The 20,805-nt window shown below is 33.4% G+C and carries 22 protein-coding genes; 4 read left to right on the top strand and 18 right to left on the bottom strand.

Annotated elements, in window-relative coordinates; translation table 11 throughout:
• Window positions 1-31: 31 nt before the first annotated feature.
• Window positions 32-448, bottom strand: coding sequence for an RnfABCDGE type electron transport complex subunit B (locus tag A9G44_RS08240; protein ID WP_051634234.1), 417 nt, complete (start codon window positions 446-448; stop codon window positions 32-34).
• The gene (locus A9G44_RS08235; RefSeq protein WP_218837568.1) at window positions 448-2,148 is read right to left on the bottom strand and encodes a formate--tetrahydrofolate ligase; all 1,701 of its coding nucleotides are present in this window, start codon (window positions 2,146-2,148) and stop codon (window positions 448-450) included. Before A9G44_RS08235 ends, A9G44_RS08240 begins: the two co-directional genes overlap by 1 nt.
• A gap of 167 nt (window positions 2,149-2,315) precedes the next feature.
• Here A9G44_RS08235 and sohB point away from each other — a divergent pair, with 167 nt between their 5' ends.
• Complete coding sequence (gene sohB / locus A9G44_RS08230) at window positions 2,316-3,431, top strand: protease SohB (RefSeq protein ID WP_065610342.1); 1,116 nt, start codon at window positions 2,316-2,318, stop codon at window positions 3,429-3,431.
• A gap of 102 nt (window positions 3,432-3,533) precedes the next feature.
• Here sohB and A9G44_RS08225 read toward each other — a convergent pair whose 3' ends face one another.
• From A9G44_RS08225 to A9G44_RS08150, 16 genes are read right to left on the bottom strand one after another with little or no spacing between them, the layout of a single operon-like run.
• A complete protein-coding gene (locus A9G44_RS08225) occupies window positions 3,534-4,760 on the bottom strand; it encodes a beta-ketoacyl-ACP synthase (protein ID WP_065610340.1) in 1,227 nt (408 codons plus the stop codon).
• Window positions 4,757-5,488: a 3-ketoacyl-ACP reductase FabG2 gene (locus A9G44_RS08220; RefSeq protein WP_065574798.1), complete on the bottom strand. Its 732-nt coding sequence runs from the start codon at window positions 5,486-5,488 to the stop codon at window positions 4,757-4,759. Before A9G44_RS08220 ends, A9G44_RS08225 begins: the two co-directional genes overlap by 4 nt.
• A complete protein-coding gene (locus tag A9G44_RS08215) occupies window positions 5,485-5,967 on the bottom strand; it encodes an ApeP family dehydratase (protein ID WP_065610338.1) in 483 nt (160 codons plus the stop codon). The genes A9G44_RS08220 and A9G44_RS08215 overlap by 4 nt, the downstream gene beginning before the upstream one ends.
• On the bottom strand, window positions 5,967-7,148 hold the full coding sequence (locus A9G44_RS08210) for a beta-ketoacyl-[acyl-carrier-protein] synthase family protein (RefSeq protein WP_065610336.1): 1,182 nt from the start codon (window positions 7,146-7,148) through the stop codon (window positions 5,967-5,969). Before A9G44_RS08210 ends, A9G44_RS08215 begins: the two co-directional genes overlap by 1 nt.
• On the bottom strand, window positions 7,149-7,721 hold the full coding sequence (locus tag A9G44_RS08205; RefSeq protein WP_065610334.1) for a DUF3261 domain-containing protein: 573 nt from the start codon (window positions 7,719-7,721) through the stop codon (window positions 7,149-7,151).
• A 33-nt stretch (window positions 7,722-7,754) separates the two neighbouring features.
• The gene (locus tag A9G44_RS08200) at window positions 7,755-10,076 is read right to left on the bottom strand and encodes an MMPL family transporter (RefSeq protein WP_065610332.1); all 2,322 of its coding nucleotides are present in this window, start codon (window positions 10,074-10,076) and stop codon (window positions 7,755-7,757) included.
• Window positions 10,054-10,662 (bottom strand): outer membrane lipoprotein carrier protein LolA, encoded by a 609-nt coding sequence (locus A9G44_RS08195; RefSeq protein WP_065574793.1) that lies wholly within the window; start codon window positions 10,660-10,662, stop codon window positions 10,054-10,056. Before A9G44_RS08195 ends, A9G44_RS08200 begins: the two co-directional genes overlap by 23 nt.
• Window positions 10,663-10,664: 2 nt before the next feature.
• The gene (locus A9G44_RS08190; protein WP_065610329.1) at window positions 10,665-11,081 is read right to left on the bottom strand and encodes an acyl-CoA thioesterase; all 417 of its coding nucleotides are present in this window, start codon (window positions 11,079-11,081) and stop codon (window positions 10,665-10,667) included.
• Entirely contained in the window at window positions 11,071-12,822 is a 1,752-nt protein-coding gene (locus A9G44_RS08185; RefSeq protein ID WP_065610327.1) for a glycosyltransferase family 2 protein, read from the bottom strand. Before A9G44_RS08185 ends, A9G44_RS08190 begins: the two co-directional genes overlap by 11 nt.
• Complete coding sequence (locus A9G44_RS08180; RefSeq protein WP_065574790.1) at window positions 12,813-13,175, bottom strand: ApeI family dehydratase; 363 nt, start codon at window positions 13,173-13,175, stop codon at window positions 12,813-12,815. The genes A9G44_RS08185 and A9G44_RS08180 overlap by 10 nt, the downstream gene beginning before the upstream one ends.
• Window positions 13,172-14,551, bottom strand: a complete 1,380-nt coding sequence (locus A9G44_RS08175; RefSeq protein ID WP_065610325.1) for an AMP-binding protein — start codon at window positions 14,549-14,551, stop codon at window positions 13,172-13,174. The genes A9G44_RS08180 and A9G44_RS08175 overlap by 4 nt, the downstream gene beginning before the upstream one ends.
• On the bottom strand, window positions 14,521-15,090 hold the full coding sequence (locus A9G44_RS08170; RefSeq protein WP_065610323.1) for a hypothetical protein: 570 nt from the start codon (window positions 15,088-15,090) through the stop codon (window positions 14,521-14,523). Before A9G44_RS08170 ends, A9G44_RS08175 begins: the two co-directional genes overlap by 31 nt.
• Entirely contained in the window at window positions 15,087-15,338 is a 252-nt protein-coding gene (locus A9G44_RS08165; RefSeq protein WP_065610321.1) for an acyl carrier protein, read from the bottom strand. The genes A9G44_RS08170 and A9G44_RS08165 overlap by 4 nt, the downstream gene beginning before the upstream one ends.
• A gap of 12 nt (window positions 15,339-15,350) precedes the next feature.
• Entirely contained in the window at window positions 15,351-15,605 is a 255-nt protein-coding gene (locus tag A9G44_RS08160) for a phosphopantetheine-binding protein (RefSeq protein ID WP_065574786.1), read from the bottom strand.
• A 27-nt stretch (window positions 15,606-15,632) separates the two neighbouring features.
• Entirely contained in the window at window positions 15,633-16,427 is a 795-nt protein-coding gene (locus A9G44_RS08155) for a lysophospholipid acyltransferase family protein (RefSeq protein WP_065610320.1), read from the bottom strand.
• Complete coding sequence (locus A9G44_RS08150) at window positions 16,409-17,164, bottom strand: beta-ketoacyl synthase chain length factor (protein WP_081298297.1); 756 nt, start codon at window positions 17,162-17,164, stop codon at window positions 16,409-16,411. The genes A9G44_RS08155 and A9G44_RS08150 overlap by 19 nt, the downstream gene beginning before the upstream one ends.
• Before the next feature lie 102 nt (window positions 17,165-17,266).
• Between A9G44_RS08150 and A9G44_RS08145 the strand changes: the two genes are divergently transcribed.
• From A9G44_RS08145 to aspT, 3 genes are all read left to right on the top strand, one after another.
• Window positions 17,267-18,355 carry a methyltransferase gene (locus A9G44_RS08145; RefSeq protein ID WP_065610501.1) on the top strand — a complete coding sequence of 363 codons (1,089 nt, stop codon included), beginning with the start codon at window positions 17,267-17,269 and terminating at the stop codon, window positions 18,353-18,355.
• Window positions 18,356-18,366: 11 nt separating this feature from the next.
• Entirely contained in the window at window positions 18,367-18,765 is a 399-nt protein-coding gene (locus tag A9G44_RS08140) for a hypothetical protein (RefSeq protein ID WP_065574784.1), read from the top strand.
• Between the two features lie 325 nt (window positions 18,766-19,090).
• Window positions 19,091-20,791, top strand: coding sequence for an aspartate-alanine antiporter (aspT, locus tag A9G44_RS08135; RefSeq protein WP_065610318.1), 1,701 nt, complete (start codon window positions 19,091-19,093; stop codon window positions 20,789-20,791).
• The last annotated feature ends 14 nt before the right edge of the window (window positions 20,792-20,805 follow it).

Here is a 20,805-nt window from a genome sequence, read left to right as displayed (position 1 = left end):
ATATTAGTTCTATCGTAATATGAAAACCTCGCTATTTAGCGAGGTTTTTTTTGGCTTTTACTCTAGCAATGGCATCGGCGATAGACTGTTTTCGGTCGATCGATGTGCTAGTTTTGTTTGCCATCGGTGTTGTCCGAGGAAACAAAATTGTTGGCGGCACCAATTGGTTGTGATTTAATCGCTGTTGCTTTTTCTCAGTTAGCGCTAACTCTTCTGATTCACTTAATACAGTGCCTAAGGTACTTAATGTAATACAGTCTGTTGGACAGGTATTAATACAATTACTACACGAGGTACATAACTGTGGCAAAATAGTGTGTAATACTTGCTTACTGCCCACTATAGCATCGGTTGGGCAAACACGAATACATTTGCCACAGCCAATACAGTTTTCTTCGTCAATAAATGCTTTATATTGTTCTTGGGTTTGCATAATTACTTCTTGCATTAACTTAAACCTACAATATTACCATCTTTGTCAATATCGATTTGTCTATAAGCAGGATTAGTACCTAGCCCTGGCATGGTCATCACATTACCAGCATAAACACGAATAAAACCAGCACCGGCAGATATTGCTAAATGACTGATATCGACATCAAAATCGGTAGGAACATTTTTCAAATTTGCATCAGCACTAATTGACATTGGCGTTTTAGCAATACAAAGTGGCAAATGATCCAGTTTTAATTCTTCGATCTCTTTGATATTTTCCAGTGCGGTGGCTGATAAATTAGCCTTGTTAGCACCATATTTTTTTACCATGGTTTGAATCTTATCTGCGAGTGGCATATTATCAGGATAAGGCAATTTAATTTCACTTGGCATATCACATGCCTTAATAACATGTTTTGCTAATTTTTCAGCGCCTTTACCGCCTTGAGTGAAAACTTCACTAACTTCACAGGCAAATGCACCATGTTCAATCGCATATTTTTGTAAAAACGCTAATTCTTCTTCACTGTCGTGTGGAAAGCGATTAATAGCGACAATTACTTGTAATCCATAGCTTTTAGCATTGTTGATATGCCATGCTAAATTGGCAGCACCAATTTTAAGTAATTCAACGTTTGACTCAGAAATTTCTTTTGGAATTGCTTGCCCAGGTTTAATATTATATTTACCACTGTTAGATTTTAAACTACGAACTGTTGCAACAAGCACTACACATGAAGCTTTAATGCCAGCTTGGCGATATTTGATATTAAAGAATTTTTCCATACCCATATCCGAACCAAAGCCCGCTTCAGTCACGACATAATCAGCAAGTTGTAAAGCAATGCGATCGGCAATGACAGATGAGTTACCATGAGCAATATTAGCAAAAGGCCCAGCATGAATAAGTACCGGTGTATTTTCAACAGTTTGCATTAGGTTTGGATTAATCGCATTTTTAAGTAACACAGTCATGGCGCCAGCAACTTCAAGTTGTTCTGCGGTGATCGCCTCGCCTTGGATACTATAAGCTAAAATAATGCGTCCAATGCGCGTACGCATATCTTGTAAATCTGATGCTAAGGCTAAAATTGCCATGAGTTCTGACGCTGCGGTAATTTCAAATCCATCTTGGCGTGTAATACCATTAACGCCACCGCCAACACCGACAGTTATTTTGCGAAGTGCACGATCGTTATGATCTATCACTCGCTTCCACACAATGCGATTTACATCAATGTTTAGACGCGGTAAACCTGTTTGTGCAGTAAATTCATCACCTAAACGTTCTTCATGATAAAGCCTTGAATCTAAAGCGGCCGAAGCTAAATCATGTGCGGCAGTAATGGCGTGAATGTCACCTGTTAAGTGTAGATTTAATGTTTCCATAGGCAAAACTTCGGCTTTACCACCGCCAGCAGCGCCACCTTTAACACCAAATACAGGACCTAAACTTGGTTGACGGATACAAGCGATTGCGGACTTACCAATATAATTTAAGCCCTCACTTAGCCCGATAGTATTAACTGTTTTACCCTCACCAAGTGGCGTCGGCGTGATAGCAGTAACTAATACTAATTTACCGTTAGGTTTGTTTGGCTTGGTTTTAAGAATGGATAGATCAACTTTTGCCACATGCTTGCCGTAAGGCAGGACAAATTCTTCTGGAATGTTGCATTGTTTAGCTATTTCGGTAATTGGATGTAATGGCATATTAATTCTCATCTAACAGTAATTTGGGTTATCAGTATAAATAATTTGATTTGCCGAATAAAGCGACAATTTTATCTTTATCGTTTTTCGGCACAATTCGTAATTATCTTGTTATAATTACTTAATCTATTCAATCAACATATATTTCATTAAAGGATAATAATTAAATGAATTGGTTTTCTGAGTATTCACTTTTTTTAGCTGAAACAGCAACAGTTGTTATAGCAATTTTAGCTGTACTTGTTTTTATATTAAGCCAACGCCGCAAGTCAGCAACGGTGGCAGGGCGGTTATCGGTTAAAGATATTAGCCAAGAATATGAACAAGTTAAAGACGACATGTTAATGTCAAGTATGGACGAGTTAGAAGCTAAGCTGTTTATGAAAGATCTTAAAAAACAGAAAAAAAATGAGAGAAAGCAAGCGAAATTAGCAGCTAAACAAAAAAAGAAACAAGCTAAAAATCAAGAAAAATCTGTCGAACAAACTTCGTCAGATTCAGATAATGTAGCGAAACAAGTAGAAAGTAATACAAACCAACAAGTTAAACCTAAATTATTTGTATTATCTTTCAATGGCAGCATGGATGCACACGAAGTTGAGGAATTACGCCAAGAAATCACTGCTGTATTAGCTGTTATTAAGCCTGAAGATAAAGTTGTCATTAAGCTTGAAAGCCCAGGTGGCGTGGTTCACGGTTATGGTCTTGCTGCATCGCAATTATTACGGTTTAGACAGCGTGATATACCTTTCACTGTAGTGGTTGATAAAGTTGCGGCAAGTGGGGGATATATGATGGCTTGTACCGCTAACAAAATTGTGGCAGCACCATTTGCAATTGTGGGTTCAATTGGTGTGGTTGCGCAGATTCCTAATTTTAACCGCTTGCTCAAAAAACATGATGTAGACATTGAATTACAAACGGCAGGTGCGTATAAGCGTACATTGACAATGTTTGGTGAAAATACCGAAGAAGGACGTCAAAAATTCAAACAAGAATTAGAAGAAACTCATCTTTTATTTAAAGACTTTGTTAAAGAGTATCGCCCAAATGTCGATATTGAACAAGTTGCAACAGGCGAACACTGGTTTGCAACACAAGCTAAAAATAAAGGCTTAGTTGACGAAATCAGTACAAGTGATGACTTTATTTTATCTCACTTACAAACACATAAAATTATCTCAGTTTGTTATCAACGTAGGCAAAAGCTATCGGAAAGAATTTCGAAGAACGTGATGAAAAGTGTAGAAAGATTGTTTTTTAGACAAGAAAACGGGCTGTAATAGCCCTTTTTGTGATTAAAGTCAATTTTTAATTGATTTGTTGGAGCTAATTATACTGATAATTATAATTAGCTCCCATTTATCGTTGTGGTGTAGGTTAGATTAAAATCGTTTGATTATAATTGAAGTATTTATCCCACCAAATGCAAAATTGTTGGTTTGAAAATACTCAATATCTAAATTTCGACCAGTTCCCATTATATAGTCAAGGTCACCACATGCTGGATCAATATTATTTAGGTTAATTGTTGGATTGAACCAACCTGAGTGCATCATTTCTAGTGTTAACCAAGCTTCTAATGCCCCACATGCTCCAAGAGTATGGCCGAAATAACTTTTTAACGATGAGATAGGTGTTTGATTACCAAATATTTCAGAAGTTGCATTACTTTCAGCAATATCACCACGCTCGGTAGCTGTACCATGAGCACTGATGTAACCAATATCAGCTGGTGATAAATTAGCTTTTTTTAATGCTTGCTCGATACATAGTTTCATCGTTTCTTTACGTGGTTGAGTAATATGGCTTGCATCACAATTTGTCATAAAACCGACTATTTCACCATATATTTTTGCTCCTCGCGCTTTTGCATGCTCGTATTCTTCAAGAATTAAAGCGCCAGCTCCTTCACCAATCACTAAACCGTCACGATCTTTGTCAAATGGGCGAGGAGAACTTTTGGGATTATCATTCTTTTGACTGGTAGCAAATAAGGTATCAAAAACTGCTGCTTCTGAAGGACATAACTCTTCTGCACCACCAGCTACCATTGCTGTTTGCATACCATATTTAATCGCTTCATAAGCATAACCAATAGCTTGGCTACCTGATGTACAAGCGCTAGAAGTTGTAATAACTCTTCCTTTTAATCCAAAGAATAAACCAGTATTGACAACAGTAGTATGCGGCATCATTTGTACATAAGTTGTAGCAGTAATATTATTGGTATGTTTTTCATTTAGCATTGTAGCAAATGAAGCGACGGGTTGGGTACTACCAGTTGAAGAACCAAATGCAATTCCTGTTTTACCATTTGTAATGATTGGGTCATCAAGTAAACCTGATTTTTCGAGTGCTATTTCTGTTGCTTTTGTAGATAATAAAGATACTCTTCCCATGGAGCGTATCTTTTTTCGGGTATAATGCTCCGGGATAGTAAAATTATCAATAGGTGCGCCTAATTTTGTATGCAATCCATCGTAAATTTCCCACTCGGGCATATATCTCACTGCGTTTTCTAGTTTTTTTAACTTTTCTTGTATACTTATCCAGTCATTACCAAATGCAGTAACGCCACCCATTCCAGTTATGACAACCCTTTTAGTCATACCATCCCTCCGTTGATTGAAATTACTTGGCGTGTTATGTATCCCGCTATATCAGACATCAAATAACTTGCTAACCCAGCTACTTCGTCCACTTGTCCCATGCGTTTTAATGGTATTATTCTCATTGCCTCTTGTAATGCAATAGGTTCCATATCTAAAATACCGGTATCAATTAAGCCTGGCGCAATACAATTTACTGTGATCTTGCGTTTAGCAAGCTCAAGTGCTAGAGCTTTACTTGCTCCAATTATCCCTGCTTTTGCTGCACTATAATTAACTTGTCCACGATTACCAACCAAACCAGAAACTGAAGTTATACTAATAATTCGCCCACCGCTACGAAGTCCTATCATTGGCATAATACAAGGGTGCAGAACATTATAAAAACTGTCAAGATCAGTATGAATGACATTGTTCCAATCATCTTCTGTTAAAGCAGGAAAAGCTCCATCACGAATGATACCAGCATTATTTACAACACCATAATATGCGCCATAAAGTTCGATATCAGCTTCAATATTTTGTTGACACTGTATGCGATTACTTACATCGAATTGTATTAATCGAGCTGTGCCTCCAAATTGTTCAATATAGTTTTTTGTTTCAATTGCACCTTGCTTATCATTATTGTAGTGAACAGCAATGGCAAAACCATCTTGCGAAAGTTTACAGGCAATAGCTTTACCAATTCCTTTGCTTGCACCTGTTACCAGAATTGTTCGTTTCATTTCTTTTCTTCTCCTAATCGATTTTGACCGAATAAATGAGCTAATTCAGTTTGATCAGGCTCATAGACATTGAGCTTTCCTGAAACGACACATTGTTCGTCGATCTTTATTTGACAATCAAAATTAGCTAGTTTGCTATCAAAAAGAACTAAGTTTGTATGGATAACTAAATGGCTATAGTGAGGAAAGCTTGGTAATAATGTTTTTATTGATCTTCCACCTAGTAACATACCTAATTGTGGTTTTTTATTATTAATAATACCATGGTAACCATTCCATACGCCGATGGTTTGAGCCATTAATTCAATGGCATATAAATTGGGTAATTCATTATTATCATTTAAAAAAGGTGCCAAAATACCATTTTTATTAACTTGAACACTACAAATGCATTGTTCATCATTAATTAAATGAACTTTTTCTACCATTACCATTGGTTCTTCATGAGGTAAATAATAAATCGCTGGGTAATATTGCATTATATTTTTCCAATAATAAGAGATGCATTGTTACCACCAAATGCAAAAGAATTTGACATTATAATTGGAATATTTAATGTCATACGCTTTGTAACAATATTGATTTTATCAAGATTCTCATCAAATGGTGAGACCGAAAAATCCTGTTGTGGTAAATAAATATTTTGATCAAGCAATAATGTGCTAATGGCTAATTCTGTCGCTGCAGCACTACCTAAAGTATGGCCAGTTAAATGTTTAGTTGAGCTACATGGCGGTAAATTTTGATTGAATAAGCGATAAACAGCTTTACTTTCGGCAAGATCATTCAATATAGTTGCTGTTCCATGAAGGTTGATATAACCAATGTCATTAGTCGTTAATCTTGCATTATCTAAAGCCGCTTGCATTGCTTTTTGAGCGCCTAATCCTTCTGGATGGGGTGATGAAATATGATGAGCATCAGATGATTCCCCAGTGCCTAAAATAACCATATTACTTGTTTCTTCTTTGGTAAGCAAAAATACAGCGCTTGCTTCGCCGATGTTTATTCCATTTCGGTTTTGTGAAAAGGGCATACATGGATTTGCAGAAAGTGATTCAAGTGCATTAAATCCATTAATTGGCATTCGGCTCAGGCTATCAGCCCCCCCAACAATTGCTGCATCAACGATTCCTGATTCAATTAATCTTTTACCACTAATAATTGCTTTAGCACTAGATGTGCAGGCAGTTGATATTGTGTAACTAGGGCCTTTTAAACCAAGCAACGCCGTTAAAAAACACGATGGATCGCCTAATTCTTGCTGATTATAAGAAAAAGTAGGTAAATGGATATTCGTTTGTAAGTAATGTTTTAAATTGAGATCTCCCTCATGAATGCCTGAGGTGCTAGTCCCCATAATAATTGCTATTCGTTTATCCCCATAACGTAAAATAGCATTATCAATATCGGATTGAATTTGTAAGTAAGCTCCATATAATAATTGGTTATTTCGTGTTGAATATTGTGATAAATGTGTAGGAATTTTGGGTAAATCAGCTTTCACTTTACCTACCCAAGTTTTTTTATTGTTTAGCAACCAATTATTTTCTTCAATTAAACAGTGTGGTGCACAATACTGCTTAGTTAAATTCTGTCTAATTTCATTTAGAGAATTACCTAAACTATTGATTGCTCCTAGAGCTGTAATATAAACCATTTATTTTGTATCCATACTTTGAATTGCAATTTTATAACCAAATATATAATGTTCAATTTGAATTGGTTTTCTTATCTTCGTTGATGGTTGTTCTGCATAGGTTATATCTATTATGGTTTCTTGTTTGTTATTGAGCAATGTTCTATGTAGCTCGCTATCAACGATTTGCCAGCCAGCAGGTAGTACGGTCAGCCAATCTTGAGTGGGTAAAATACTCAACATAATATCAGATAGAACTTGTTCGGGAGCAGGTAGTTCTTTAACAAATATATTGTGTTTTGTTTTTACTAGCTTGCCATCATAATCAATTTCAAAGAGCCTGATACCTAGAGCAGAAAGACCAATCACCTTTAATTGGTTGTTGCTAATATCAACTATGGTAATAATTGAGTTTTCCAGATTTTTATATTTAAATTTTAACAGCTGCTGCTCATGATAATTTTGTTTTGTATTTATTACTGGAAGATTAATTTTAACTTCTTTAGTTAACCATGCTTGAGATTGTGTTTTACTAGCGCAACTAGTAACAAAAATGACTAACATCATCATGGTTAAAACTAAATATTTTTTCATCTTATATTCCTATTTTTAATTTTTATAAATTTTCTAAGTAATATTTGTCTGTTTTATAGCTAATGGGGCAAATATAAAAGCGGTGAAAATTCCACTCGTTAACACAATTCCAAAACCCATTATGGCATTCGTATTGCTAATTATCAGTAGTCCAAAGGATAGTAATGTCGTTAGCGCAGCCATTGTAACTGCCAATAATGCACTATTAGTTTGGCTTTTATGATTACCTAAAAAGAGACTATAATCGATACCAATACCAATGACAAGAATGAGGGCTAGCATAGAAAATAGATTCAATGGTTGGCGAATAATGCCATGCACAGATAGTGCAACTCCTATTGATAGTAAAGTCGGTAGCGTGCTTTTTAGCGCTATAATTACTCCATATTTGCGATTGTAAAAGATAAAGCAGATACATATGATAATTACTGCACTAGCAATTAACTGAGATAAGTGGATTCTATAGTTGGTAAACATGGTATTAAATTCAGTGTGGCGATCGAGCCAATGGATGCCATTATCTACTTGCGATAATGCACTAATATCGCTTAATTGATTAACATTTCCAATAGGAATTAATGTTGCACTTTTACCATTTGGTAGTGATAACCATAGCAAATTTTGTCCTTGACTAATTTCGCTTTTCAGCCACATTTCAGGTGTAATAAAATCGTTTGAATCTTCAATGTTCGGTATTTTAACATTCACACCAATTTGTTGAAGTGAAGACACAATTTCGGGAGCTAATTTGTTTATTAAAGTAATATTATATTGCTGTTTTTTAATTGAAGGTAAATTAATGGTTTGATATTGTTGAAAAATACCATGCTGTTTTGCTTGTTCTAATTTTGGTAAAAAAGATTCTAGTCGCTGTAATGTTTGTTCTGCTGTATCACCAAATACGATAAACCATTTTTGATCTGAGGATTGGTGAGTTATGTTTATTATATCTTGCTCCTCTTTTTGGAGATCGGCAGGTAAAACTTGTAACTTACTGATATCATCATCAACCTTTAAATTATTAAAACCATAACCAATAAATACTATAGCAATAGATAAAGTTATCCATTGCATTTTTTTATTTTCCCATAGCTTAAGCCAAAAAGTGGAGAAGCGATGGCCGATATTTTGTCGAACAGGTAAATTTTTTACTAAAAAAGGATACCAACATGTAACAGTTAAAAAGGCTCCAATTAAGCCAAAAACAGCAAAAATAGATAACTGTTTTAATCCTGGAAATGGTGCAATTAGTAAAACTAGGTAAGCAATAAAACTGGTGCACAATGCAATAGTTAAGGTTGATATTAATTTTTTTAAACTGGCATACGGCGATTCATTATTACCATTAAGTAATCGTTCAGTTAAATAATGTAATGAATAATCAATGGTTATTCCAATAACGCTTGTACTCATTACTAATGTCATTACATGAATCTCGCCAAATATCATTAATACTGCGACTAATCCACAAACAATTCCAATTAAAATTGATAATAATGAAAGAAGAATAGGAGTGATAGAACGAAATACAGCAATTATTAGTACAATAATACCAATAATGGAAAGGCTTCCTATTCTCGAAATATCTTTTTTAGCTTCAATACTTGCATTATCACTATAGAAGAGTACACCTCGTTTTAATATTTCTGTTCCGGGGTAATTTGTTTTTAACTGTTCAGTCAATGTTTCCAACTCGGTAACGATTTTGTGTGATTGGTTTAGATCAAATGAAGAACCATTCAGTTGAGCATAAATCATGTACCATACATTACCTTGCTTATCTTTAGCTGTTAACCAATTATTTTGAATGGTTAGATTCCCCGTATTACTAAGTCGGCTCAACTGTGAGGCACGGGTGAGGAGTAATGGATCTTTATTTAGCTCTGTTGCACTAACACCACTAAATGGTGAGTATATTTGGCTTTGAACCCAAGCAAATTGTTTATGTGTTTCTAGCCTTTCAGTTGTATTTACATCTATTAGCTGATAACGATATTTGTAAGCAAATTGTCCCCAATTTTGTTGAAATTGTTCATCAAAATGCCCATTAACTTGAATAAAATTGGGATTTTTTTGTAACTGTTGATACCACCAGTTTACCGCTTCTAAATTATTGGAGTTAGCTGGTTTAATTAACCAGACAAGTTGCTTATCGAGTCTATCTTGGAAACCATTAATAATTTCAATTGGAACATGGTTAGTTTGTTCCTTAGGTAGTAAGGATAAAACACTACTGTTGAATTTACTGTTAGAAATAAGCTGACATGCAACAACCAGTAAGCAAATGACAGTAATGCCCCATAAAATTGCTTTATGTTTAAGTTTTATTATTTTATTTGAATAGCAATTGTTCATGTTGTGTTAATTTTGTTGTTTTGTGGTTTTTAAATGTAATTATAGTTTTATCATCTTGTTTATCATCTATGGCGATAGTTTGTAGATATGTGTTGCCGTGTAGTGTTATTTGTTTGAAAATTTTATTTAATGGAGCAATTTTAGGCGTAAGTATAAGTGTCCATTGTTGATTTTGTTCTGATAGAATTATCTCAAAATTATTTTCTAGCAATTGTTTATCAGCAGTAAATATTGCAGTCAATAAATGATTAAACTGGAACAGTTGAGGTTGGTTTTCTGCTGTAATTATTTGAGGTTGTTGTCCGTCTACACTTTGTTCCATTCGCTGTTGATTCATTTTTAGCGTCATAATAAATGGCGTTAGTTGTTGCCACCATAATCCTAAATCTTGAGAAATAATCATTTTTCCTGATGAATGTAGTGGGGCGGATAAACCATTTATGTAACGTTCTTGTATAAAATCAGCATGAATGGTTTTATGTTTACTAAATTGTTGTTGTAAATCTTCAAGTGTAATGGCGTAGATTGATGTGGAAAAGCACATCATCATTACTACGCTAATTATAGTAATTAAGTATTTCTTCATTTTTATAATCCAAAGCGTTCTAAAAAAATTGGAGGTGTAACAAAACTCATTTCTTTGTTTGATGCCGATATCGCTACTTGAATTGTATAGCCCGATGTTGTTTTTTTTCCTGTTAAACTATCTTTTATTGTGTAATTAATTTTTATACGATGTTCATATTCTTCTAAAGTTGCAATAATCTGTAAAGTCTGTTCAGCAATTGTTGGTGCGATATATTTTACTCGAGCATCAACAATAGGCCAAAGGTAACCTGATTCAATCATCTCTTTGTAACCATAATTGAATTTTTGGAATAAAGCTTCTCTAGCTTTTTCAAAAAATTTTAGATAGTTGCCATGCCAAACTACACCCATTGCATCGGTATCATGAAATGAAGTGGTATATTCAATAGTAGAGGTACGTTTAAAATTATTTTTCATTTTTATCTGAATCTTTATTTAGGTTATTTGGTGTTGGTGGACTAAATCTCCAAAAATCGTAAAAGTTAAACCAATCTAGTGGAGAAATGAGGCAATAATGTTCTAATCTTTTTGCATACTCTTGTATTATTCTGTTCAGTTCATCTTGTCGATTTTGTCTTGGCAGCAAAATTTTATCTGAAAAATGCTCAAAGTAGACTTGAAAGCATCCATTAGGTTTTAGCCCCCAAATTAAATAAACAGGAAAACCTAAAGCAGCAGATAAAATAAAAGGACCTTTCGGAAAAGGAGCAAGATCACCTAAGAAATTAGCCCAACTAATTGAGTTATCCGATGTTCTTTGATGTGGATTGCTTGATGTTCGATCACCAACAATAGCCACCCATTCGCCATTATCTAGTTTTTCTTTGAGTAAAATAGCTGTATCTGGACCTAAAGTGTCTACTTGGACCAAATTAATTGCGGATGCTTGATTTACTTCCTGTAACACTTGCTGAAAACGCATAGCATTTTTTTTGAAAACAAGCGCATTGATTTTTATATTATGTGATAACTCGGCTAGTGCTCTACACATTTCTATATCACCAAGATGTGAGCAAATTAAAATAATACCTCGCTTATCAGAAATAATATCTAAGCATTCTTGATTGTTAGAAAAATAAAGTTGATTGAGTTTAATGTCACCTTGCCAACTTGCTATTTTATCGAGTAGTGATTCTCCAAATCGTTGGAAATGCCGAAATGAGGTAAGCTGATTTTTTTCAACATAAGGGATCTGGTCATAATAGTTTTTAATTTTTTCTAAATAGGATTTTGATGCTTGGCGTTGAGTTTTTCCAGTTAACCAAAAATACGTAATAATTGGAAACATAACTAATTTAGCAAATTTTCTACCAAAAATCTGGTAAAGTTTTAGAATAAATTTGATGCCTAATAGCCCTTTTCTTTCCGGTATTTGAGACCAATGTTTTTGACCTTTAGCTTTATATTTATTTCTTTTAAGTAATAAAGGAATGCGCGGAATCATTCCAAAAAATAAACGAGTATGCATCCATGATATTCGAACATTATCTTTGAAGGTGTGAAAATGTGATACGCCATCTTTAGGGTAAGTTACATGCGTCGGTACAAAAATAGATGGTGTACCTTGCCAGTATAGTCTCACCATTATATCTGTATCAAAATCCATTCTTTTACCTATTTTACACCGCTTTGTGAGACCAACAGTTTGCTGTAGTGGGTATATACGAAAACCACACATACTATCTTGAATTGAAAAAGATAAAGTTTCAATCCATACCCAAAAATGCGTTATATATCTAGCGATTAATCGATGTTTAGGTACAGAATTGTCATAGACAGGATTGCCGGATATTAATGCATTAGGGTTAAGTTGTGACTGTTTTAATAATTGTTTAACAAATTGGCTATCATGTTGCCCGTCAGCATCTATTTGTATGGCATGCGTGAAACCTTGATTAAACGCATATTCAAGGCCTGTCATAACTGCAGTGCCTTTGCCCTGATTGGTTGGTAAGTGTAATAGTGTTACCCATGGATATAACGCTGAAACTTGTTCTAACTTTTGTTTTGCATCTTTAGAACTACCATCATTAATTAAAATGCATTTTAAATTATAAGATTCAATATTTTTTAGAACCGTAGGTAAAGTTTCGCTGTGATTGTAAGATGGAATAACAAAACAATAGTTAGCAAGTAAAGACGATTGTATTAATGACATAAAGTAAGTTTTCCTGTACTTGCTATTTTATTGCTATTGTTTGGTGTGATGAAGGTATAGATGAATTCTAGTTTTTTAATCTTTTCATGCCATTTTAAATGTAAAGTAAGGCGATCTTCGGGAATTACAGGGCATTGAAATTTGATTACATCGATAGATAATAAGTGTAATGAATCATCAATATATTTTTGTGTGTAATGAAGCACCCAGTTAAGTTGAACTACTCCTGGTAATAAGGGTTGGGATTTAAAATGACCTTCAAACCAAAAAAGATCAGATGAGATTGTTAGTTCAATATCAGCGGAGGTGTTGCTAATATTAATTATATTTTCCTTTGCAAACTTTTTTTTCATTGTTTTTGTTGTGTATTAAATAATTTTTTTAAATCAATATAAGTACATTTCCCTTGAGAGTTTTTAGGTAAAGAATCAATAAATCGCCATTTTTTGGGCGTTTCAATTAATGATAATGTATCTTTCAATAAAAGTCGAAAATATTGTGTTAATCCGAAATGATTATACTGTTTTAATGACTGTTTGTATAAGGAAGATAATTCAATAACTGCACCGAGTATTGTTCGATTATTTTGTTCTAGCGGAATAACAATAGCTTGTGCCACCTCATCAAGTTGATTAAGCTGTTTTTCAATGAATGCTAGCGATACTCTGTTTTCAGATATTTTTATAATCTTATCTATTCGCCCGTTTAAATGAAAATGGCTTTCATCCACTACCTTGATTTCATCGTTTAATTGTTCAGGTTGAGTTAGTAAAAGTGAAAATAACAAAGGCGGCTTTGATTTTTTGCATTCGATATGCATTGATGGAAACAGTTTCCAAGGTGTGTCTGCTTGTGTTTGTTGCCGAGTTGCTATAATGCCCGTTTCGCTTGAGCCATATATTTCATCAGGTAATACGCCATAGCTTTTTCTACATAATTGTGCTTCTTCATATGCAAGCTTGCCGCCAGATGAGATTATTTTATCACAATTTATTGTTGGCAAATTGTCATCCAAATTTTTGATTATTGATGGCGTTGTAATATAAATAATTTTTTCATGGCTATAAGTAGTTAGCTGCTCTTGATAAAGTATAGGTTCACAAATGAATGGAATTTTACAGCTAAGAGGTAACATTATCTTAAATGTTAAACCATACATATGTTCATGGGAAACCGATGCAATAAATAGGTTATTTTCAAATTTTCCCCAGCTCGCTTCAAGTAGCGTAATCTCTGATTCAAGCTGAGAAATTGATTTTTCAATCGGTTTTGGCATTCCAGTTGAACCTGAAGTAAACAATGTTAATGTTTGGTGTTTAAATCCAGATTCTATTAATTGCTTTTCTGTAATTATATTATTTATATCAATTTTATTAATATTGATAATTTGTTTGCTTGAGAAATATTGATTAGTAAATTTAATATCATCAATTAATAGACCATCATAGTGATGTTTCATTTCTTTGTGGTGAGGATTGATTAATATTGGTTGCTTACCGGAATAGAAAATCGCCAATAATCCTGCAATGAAATTAAAACTATCTTGCATGTATAATGCCCAACGCATATTAGAATAGTTATTTAATACATTATTTATGTTTAAAACCTGTATTTTTAAATCACCTATTGTTAACGGCTGGTTATTCCTAAATGCTACAATTTCATGTTCTGGTCGTAATAGTTGCTTTGATAGCGATATTAATGTTGTATTTTTTGACGTATTAACCATTCAACCCCCATAAATATACCAATCAAAATATAGCTAATCAAACCATTATATAGAGTCCACCAGTACATATTATTTATCAGGCAAGTAGTTAAAGCGATAGCTCCATTAACAATAAAAAATAAACACCAATATAAGGTTACTTTTCGCGTATATAAAACACCCTCTGCAGATAAATTTGCATGTTTTAATCTAGCAAATTTTTCAACCATAGATTGTGGTTGGTATAAGGTGTAACCAAATGTGATGAAAAATACGAAGTTAACTAATACTGGATAAAAAAGGAGTATTTGATATTTAGCACAAAACCAACTCATCAACGCTAAAAATAGACCTATACATGCAATAAGTTTCATCATCCAACGTATATTTGAAAATAAATTGGGTAAAGTGACTAGTCGTAAAACAAAAGAAACAACTAAATAAAAAATAGCTAGGTTAACCCAGTTGTAGTATAAAGATAAGTAAATAATAAATGGGTAACCGACAAATAGAATATTTGTCACAATATTTATTATTAACTTAACTCTATTTATTTTCATTCTTTTGCATTCACTAAGTTATTAATTGCCTCAACAACATCTTGTACTGTTCTAACAGACTTGAATGTTTCGGGATCAACTTTTTTACCAATCTTTTTTTGAAGGTGTACAACCAAGTCAACAGCATCAATACTATCTAAATCTAATTCTTCAAAGAGTTTAGAGTCAGGTTTAATATCTTCTGCTGATAACTCAAAAAGTTGCACCAGTGCAGACTGAATTTGTTCAAAAATCTGTTGTTTGTCCATGCTATGTCTCTCCTATTGTTGTGATGAGATAAAATCAGCTAATGATTGAATTGAGTAAAATGCTTTTTTCGTTTCTTCACTTTCTGCAGATAAAACGATCCCATATTTGTTTTTAATAGCAAGACCAAGTTCTAACGCATCAATAGAATCTAGCCCTAGTCCATCATTAAATAAAGGGGCTTGAGAGTCGATATCATCAGGTGTGATAGCTTCCAAATTTAGTACATCAATTATGAGTGTCTTTATTTCATTATGTAGTTTTTCCATTAGTTTTCCTTTTACATTGAGACTGTTTTAATTTATTTCAGTTTCATTAAATACTGAAGTCAAATACCGTGTTAATTGCCTTGCTGCAACAGTTGTCTTTGGGCTGATAAAATCAGCAATTGAAATTTTTTCTCCGACAGTAATATTAAAACAAGCTTTTTTTATTGGTATATCATACCATTTCTGTTCCTTTATAAGAAAAGGAGGAGCACATTTTATATGAATGACTCGAATATCCACTTGGCAACGTAATGCTATATTAGCGGCACCTCTTTGTAATTTTATTGGTTTGTTTGGTATACTTCTTGTCCCCTCGGGAAATATCAGTATTCGCCCACCTTTTGCCAATATTTGTTTGCATTGTGGTAATATTTTTTCTGATTCGGCATTTAAAATGTATCCCGCGGTTTTTATGATGCGGCTGATAAAAATATTGTTGATAAGTTCACCTTTAACTAAGCAGTCACAACGAGGCATTACTGATGCTAAAAGTACAACATCAAGCAAAGAAGGGTGATTTGCCACAACCAAACAATTTTTGTCTTGTTTGAGTTTCTCAAGTCCATTGAATTGATAATTAATTACTCCTAATGATTTTATTATCCATATAAAAACTTTAAAACTAAAACAAACACTTTTTTGGGCAATAATGCTTCGTTGATGTTTGTTCCAAATAAATATTCTTAACAGACTAAACCATAATAGTGAAATTATAAAAAAACCACATAATCCAAATAACGTAAAGCCTAGCGCAGTAATTAATAAACGCCAATATTGATTAAAATTATAGGTGTTTATTTTCTCTATAAATTTATTATCCATTGCCAATCTTGAACGTTTCCTTGTACTATAAATTGTTTTTGTTTATTCAAATAAGCATGCAAAAAAGCAAGAGATTGCGGATAATCTGACTTATAAACTTTTGATGTTTTTTCTATACTTTTACAACTAAATTCATTGCCACTTGTTAATATGTATCCTACAGCATAAATCGGAACTAACTGTTTGATAGCCGTTTGATAAAATTTGGGAACGATGCCATCAAAATCTATTAATAGTATTTTTTTGTTGCTTTGATTTAATAAAGGTAAAGCTTCTATCAAGCCTTGATGAAAACTATCATTATGTGCTGATAACGAAGTAATAGGAACCGTTTGATTTGCAACAATTGTTAGTAAACCTGCAGTCGTATTATGAACTGATAGGGCAAAATCAGTAGGTGAAATCTCATTATTTTGATTAAGTTCAGATAATATTTTATAAGTTCTTTCTAATTCACCATGTCGACTAGTAAAGATAGCCAAATCAACGCTATTATTGTTTATAAGTTCCAGACCAACCTCAACAGCTAAGCGTGATGATGTACTCATTCGGCGCACTTGCATCATGGGCAGTTTATTTGATTTAGGTAGAGGTAAACTCCAATCGTGTTCTAATTGTTGAGACCACAAAAACCAATCATCTTTACTAGATAATCCGGAAGATAAAGCAAACCAATTTTCAATAGAAAAAGAAAAATTCATTTCGTTAATATTTTTAATTAATTCTTTACTTAACAATATTTTGTAATATTATTTAATATAAATTTACTTAAGTATGCAATGTGCTGATACAATACATTAAAAATTTAAAAAGGCAAGAGATTGACTGAACAAGAAAATATAAGATATGGATATTATAAAGATATTTATACCGCATTAGACGCAATAACAGAAGCACAAAAAATAGCATTTTATCCTATCTTTTTTCAAGCAATAGTTTGTATGAAAAACAAAGGTATCTTAACTTGCATAGATCAAGCAGGGAAAAGAGGCATTTGTTTTGACGAAATAGCAAAACAAATTTCTTTATCCCCTTACGCAATTGAGCTTTTGTTGGATATTGGATTAAGTATGCATGTTATCTATAAAAATGATGGGCACTATATTCTTGGTAAAGTAGGGCATTATTTATTACATGACAAAATGACCGAAGTTAATCTTAATTTTACTCAAGATATTTGTTATCAAAGTATGTTCTATCTACAAGAATCGCTTGAGTCTGGAAAACCTGAAGGATTGAAAGTCTTTGGTAATTGGAAAACAATATATCCAGCATTACAGTCATTGCCTAAAAAAGCTAAAGACAGTTGGTTTGAATTTGATCATTTTTATTCTGATCATTCATTTCCAATTGCTTTTTCTCATATTACCCAATTGAATCCCAAACACATTTATGATGTTGGTGGTAATACAGGTAAATGGGCTATTTATTGTGCTAAACACAACCCCAATATCAAAGTTACATTATTAGATCTACCCGAACAGATTTCTGTTGCCGAAAATAATATTAAGCAAGCAGGTTTTGATGATCGCATTGACTTCTATTCCGTCAATTTATTGACTGCAGAGATATTACCAAATGAAGCAGATATTTGGTGGATGAGTCAGTTTTTAGATTGTTTTAGTATTGAACAAATCACCCATATTTTAAAATTGATTCACAGTAGCATGAAAGATGATGCTATAGTATGTATTATGGATCTATTTTGGGATAGACAAAGTTTTGAAGCTGGAGCATTGAGTTTAAACGCTTCTTCTTTGTATTTTACATGTTTAGCAAATGGAAATAGTCGCTTTTACCATTCTAAGGTATTTTATAATTGCCTTAAGAATGCTGGTTTTTATGTCGAAAAAGATATTGATAATTTAGGTTATGGTCATACGCTGTTAATCTGTAAAAAGCTAATTAGTAATAAACAAACAAAATAAAGGAGTAAACAATGAAGTTTTTAAAATATATCGTTGGTGCATTATTACTTTCGCTATTAATTGGATGTTCTGGTAAATTTCAAGAACCCCAAAATATTACCACCCCAGTAACTGGACTATCAAAAGATCAAGTGAAAAAAGCTATTTTAGCTTCTGCTACTAATGGTCGAGCTGCATTTGGTACATGGAAGATGGATGTTATTGACAGTAATACTATTCGAGGGCGTTTATTCAACCGTAAGTTTGAAGTTGTAGTGAATATACCTTATTCTGCAAAGAGCTACTCTATTAATTATGTATCAGTGAGCAATAATTTAAAAAATAGTCAGGGCGGAGTTCATCGAAATTATAATCGTTGGATAAATAATCTTGATGCTAAAATTCAAGAAAATATTTTCAAAGCAAAATAAAGTAGATTTTTTGCTAATTTAACCATATCAGATAAAAGATAAAATGAAGATATAATTAGTCTAAATTTATTAATTAAAAATATTAAGCTCAATTCAAAAATTGAGCTTATACAATCTAAATACATTATTTCAATAATTTCTTGTCCTTGATTAAATTTCCGTTAAACATAGTGCTTGTTAACTAATTTTAACGATAGCATTAATTGCCAAAACTGAATATCCATTATTCTAAATAGGTTTAATATATAAGCAATCCATAAAAATTAATGGATAAACTCTTTCCTTTAATTACATTTCTTTATGTTTCTCCTTGAGGACAATTAATATGTTTCAATGGCTTTCAAATTGGGTTTTAGATGGACTTAAACACTCCCCAGAAATTCTATTATTTTTATCGTTAAGTTTAGGATATTTAATTGGTGGCATTCGAATGGGTAAATTCCAACTCGGTGGTGTTGCTGGTTCGTTACTTGTTGCTGTTGCTTTAAGTGTTTTTGGCGTTACTATTGATGCGGGGGTTAAGTCGATTCTCTTTGCACTATTTATTTATGCTGTGGGTTATGAAAGTGGTCCTCAGTTTTTCCGTTCATTAGGTGTGAAAACATTACGCGAAATATTCTTAGCATTATTTATTGCTGTCGCAAGCTTTGTGACTGTTGTAATTTTAGCTAAAATATTCAATTTAGACAAAGGCCTTGCTGCTGGTTTAGCTGCAGGAGGATTGACCCAATCAGCCATTATGGGCACAGCCTCTGATGCATTAAGTCAGCTTGGATTAAGTGCTGAAGAATTAAGTAAAATGCAAGCTAATGTCACTATTGGTTATGCAGTCACTTATATATTTGGTTCACTAGGTGCCATTATAGTGTGTGTCAATATTCTACCAAAAATAATGGGTAGAGATATTGGCGATGATGCAATTAAAGCACAAGCAGAACAGCTTCATGGTTCGCTCTTATTGGGCAATGATCAAAATTTAGCTTTATCTGATATTAGTGGTCGTTTGTATCGTATTACCAATAAAATCAACCAAACTGTTTCCCATATTGAACAAACTGTAAATGGTATCAGTATTGAACGTATTAAACGTGGCAATAAAATAATAGAAGCAACCCCTGAAACAGTATTAAAGTCAAAAGATATCATTCTGGTTGTGGGTCATCGTGACGCTATGATTAAAGCACAAGATCTACTTGGTAGCGAAGTAAATTCAGCATCAGGTATGGATGTAGTGATGAACAAACTAGATGTTGAAATGCGTAATAGCCGTTATGTGGATCAAAATCTTACTCAAGTACTTCAATCTGACGAAGTTATGAAATTAAAACATGGAATATACCTTTTGGCTATTCATCGTGATGGACAATCCCTTCCTCTTACTAACGATATTAATTTAAAACTTGGTGATGTTATTACTATTTATGGTGCTGATGGTGATCTTCGTCGTGTTGTAGATAAAATTGGTGCTCCAATCACTAAAAGTGAAAAAACTGACTGGATATTTCATGGTTTAGGGCTTGTTGTTGGTCTTATTATTGGTTTAATCGTTATACGTGTTAGCGATATTCCTATTACATTAGGAGCTGGCGGCGGTGCGCTTTTATCGGGATTATTATTCGGCTGGTATCGCTCTGTTCATCAAACTATCGGTAACATACCAACTGGTGCTGTGCAACTTTTAAAAGATTTTGGCTTGGCTGGTTTTGTGGCGGTTGTTGGTTTAAGTTCTGGTCTTCAAGCGATTAATACTATTAAAGAACAAGGTTTATCTCTATTTTTAATTGGTGTTGTTGTTACTTTATTGCCAATGTTACTTGCCATTTATTTTGGTAAATATGTATTAGGCTATAAAAATGTAGCGGTGTTTGCCGGTGCTTTAGCGGGTTCGCGTAGCGCTAATCCTGCTTTTGGTGAAGTGCTAAATAAAGCCGGTAACTCAACACCAACCAACTCTTTTGCCATTACTTATGCTTTAGCTAATGTTTTCCTAACTTTATTAGGACCATTAGTTGTTGCTTTTGTTTAATTGATCCATCAAAT

It is taken from the genome of Gilliamella sp. Occ4-3 (assembly GCF_001690675.1).
In the GTDB taxonomy this organism is placed as follows: domain Bacteria; phylum Pseudomonadota; class Gammaproteobacteria; order Enterobacterales; family Orbaceae; genus Gilliamella; species Gilliamella bombi.
This window is presented reverse-complemented; position numbering and strand designations above follow the sequence as displayed.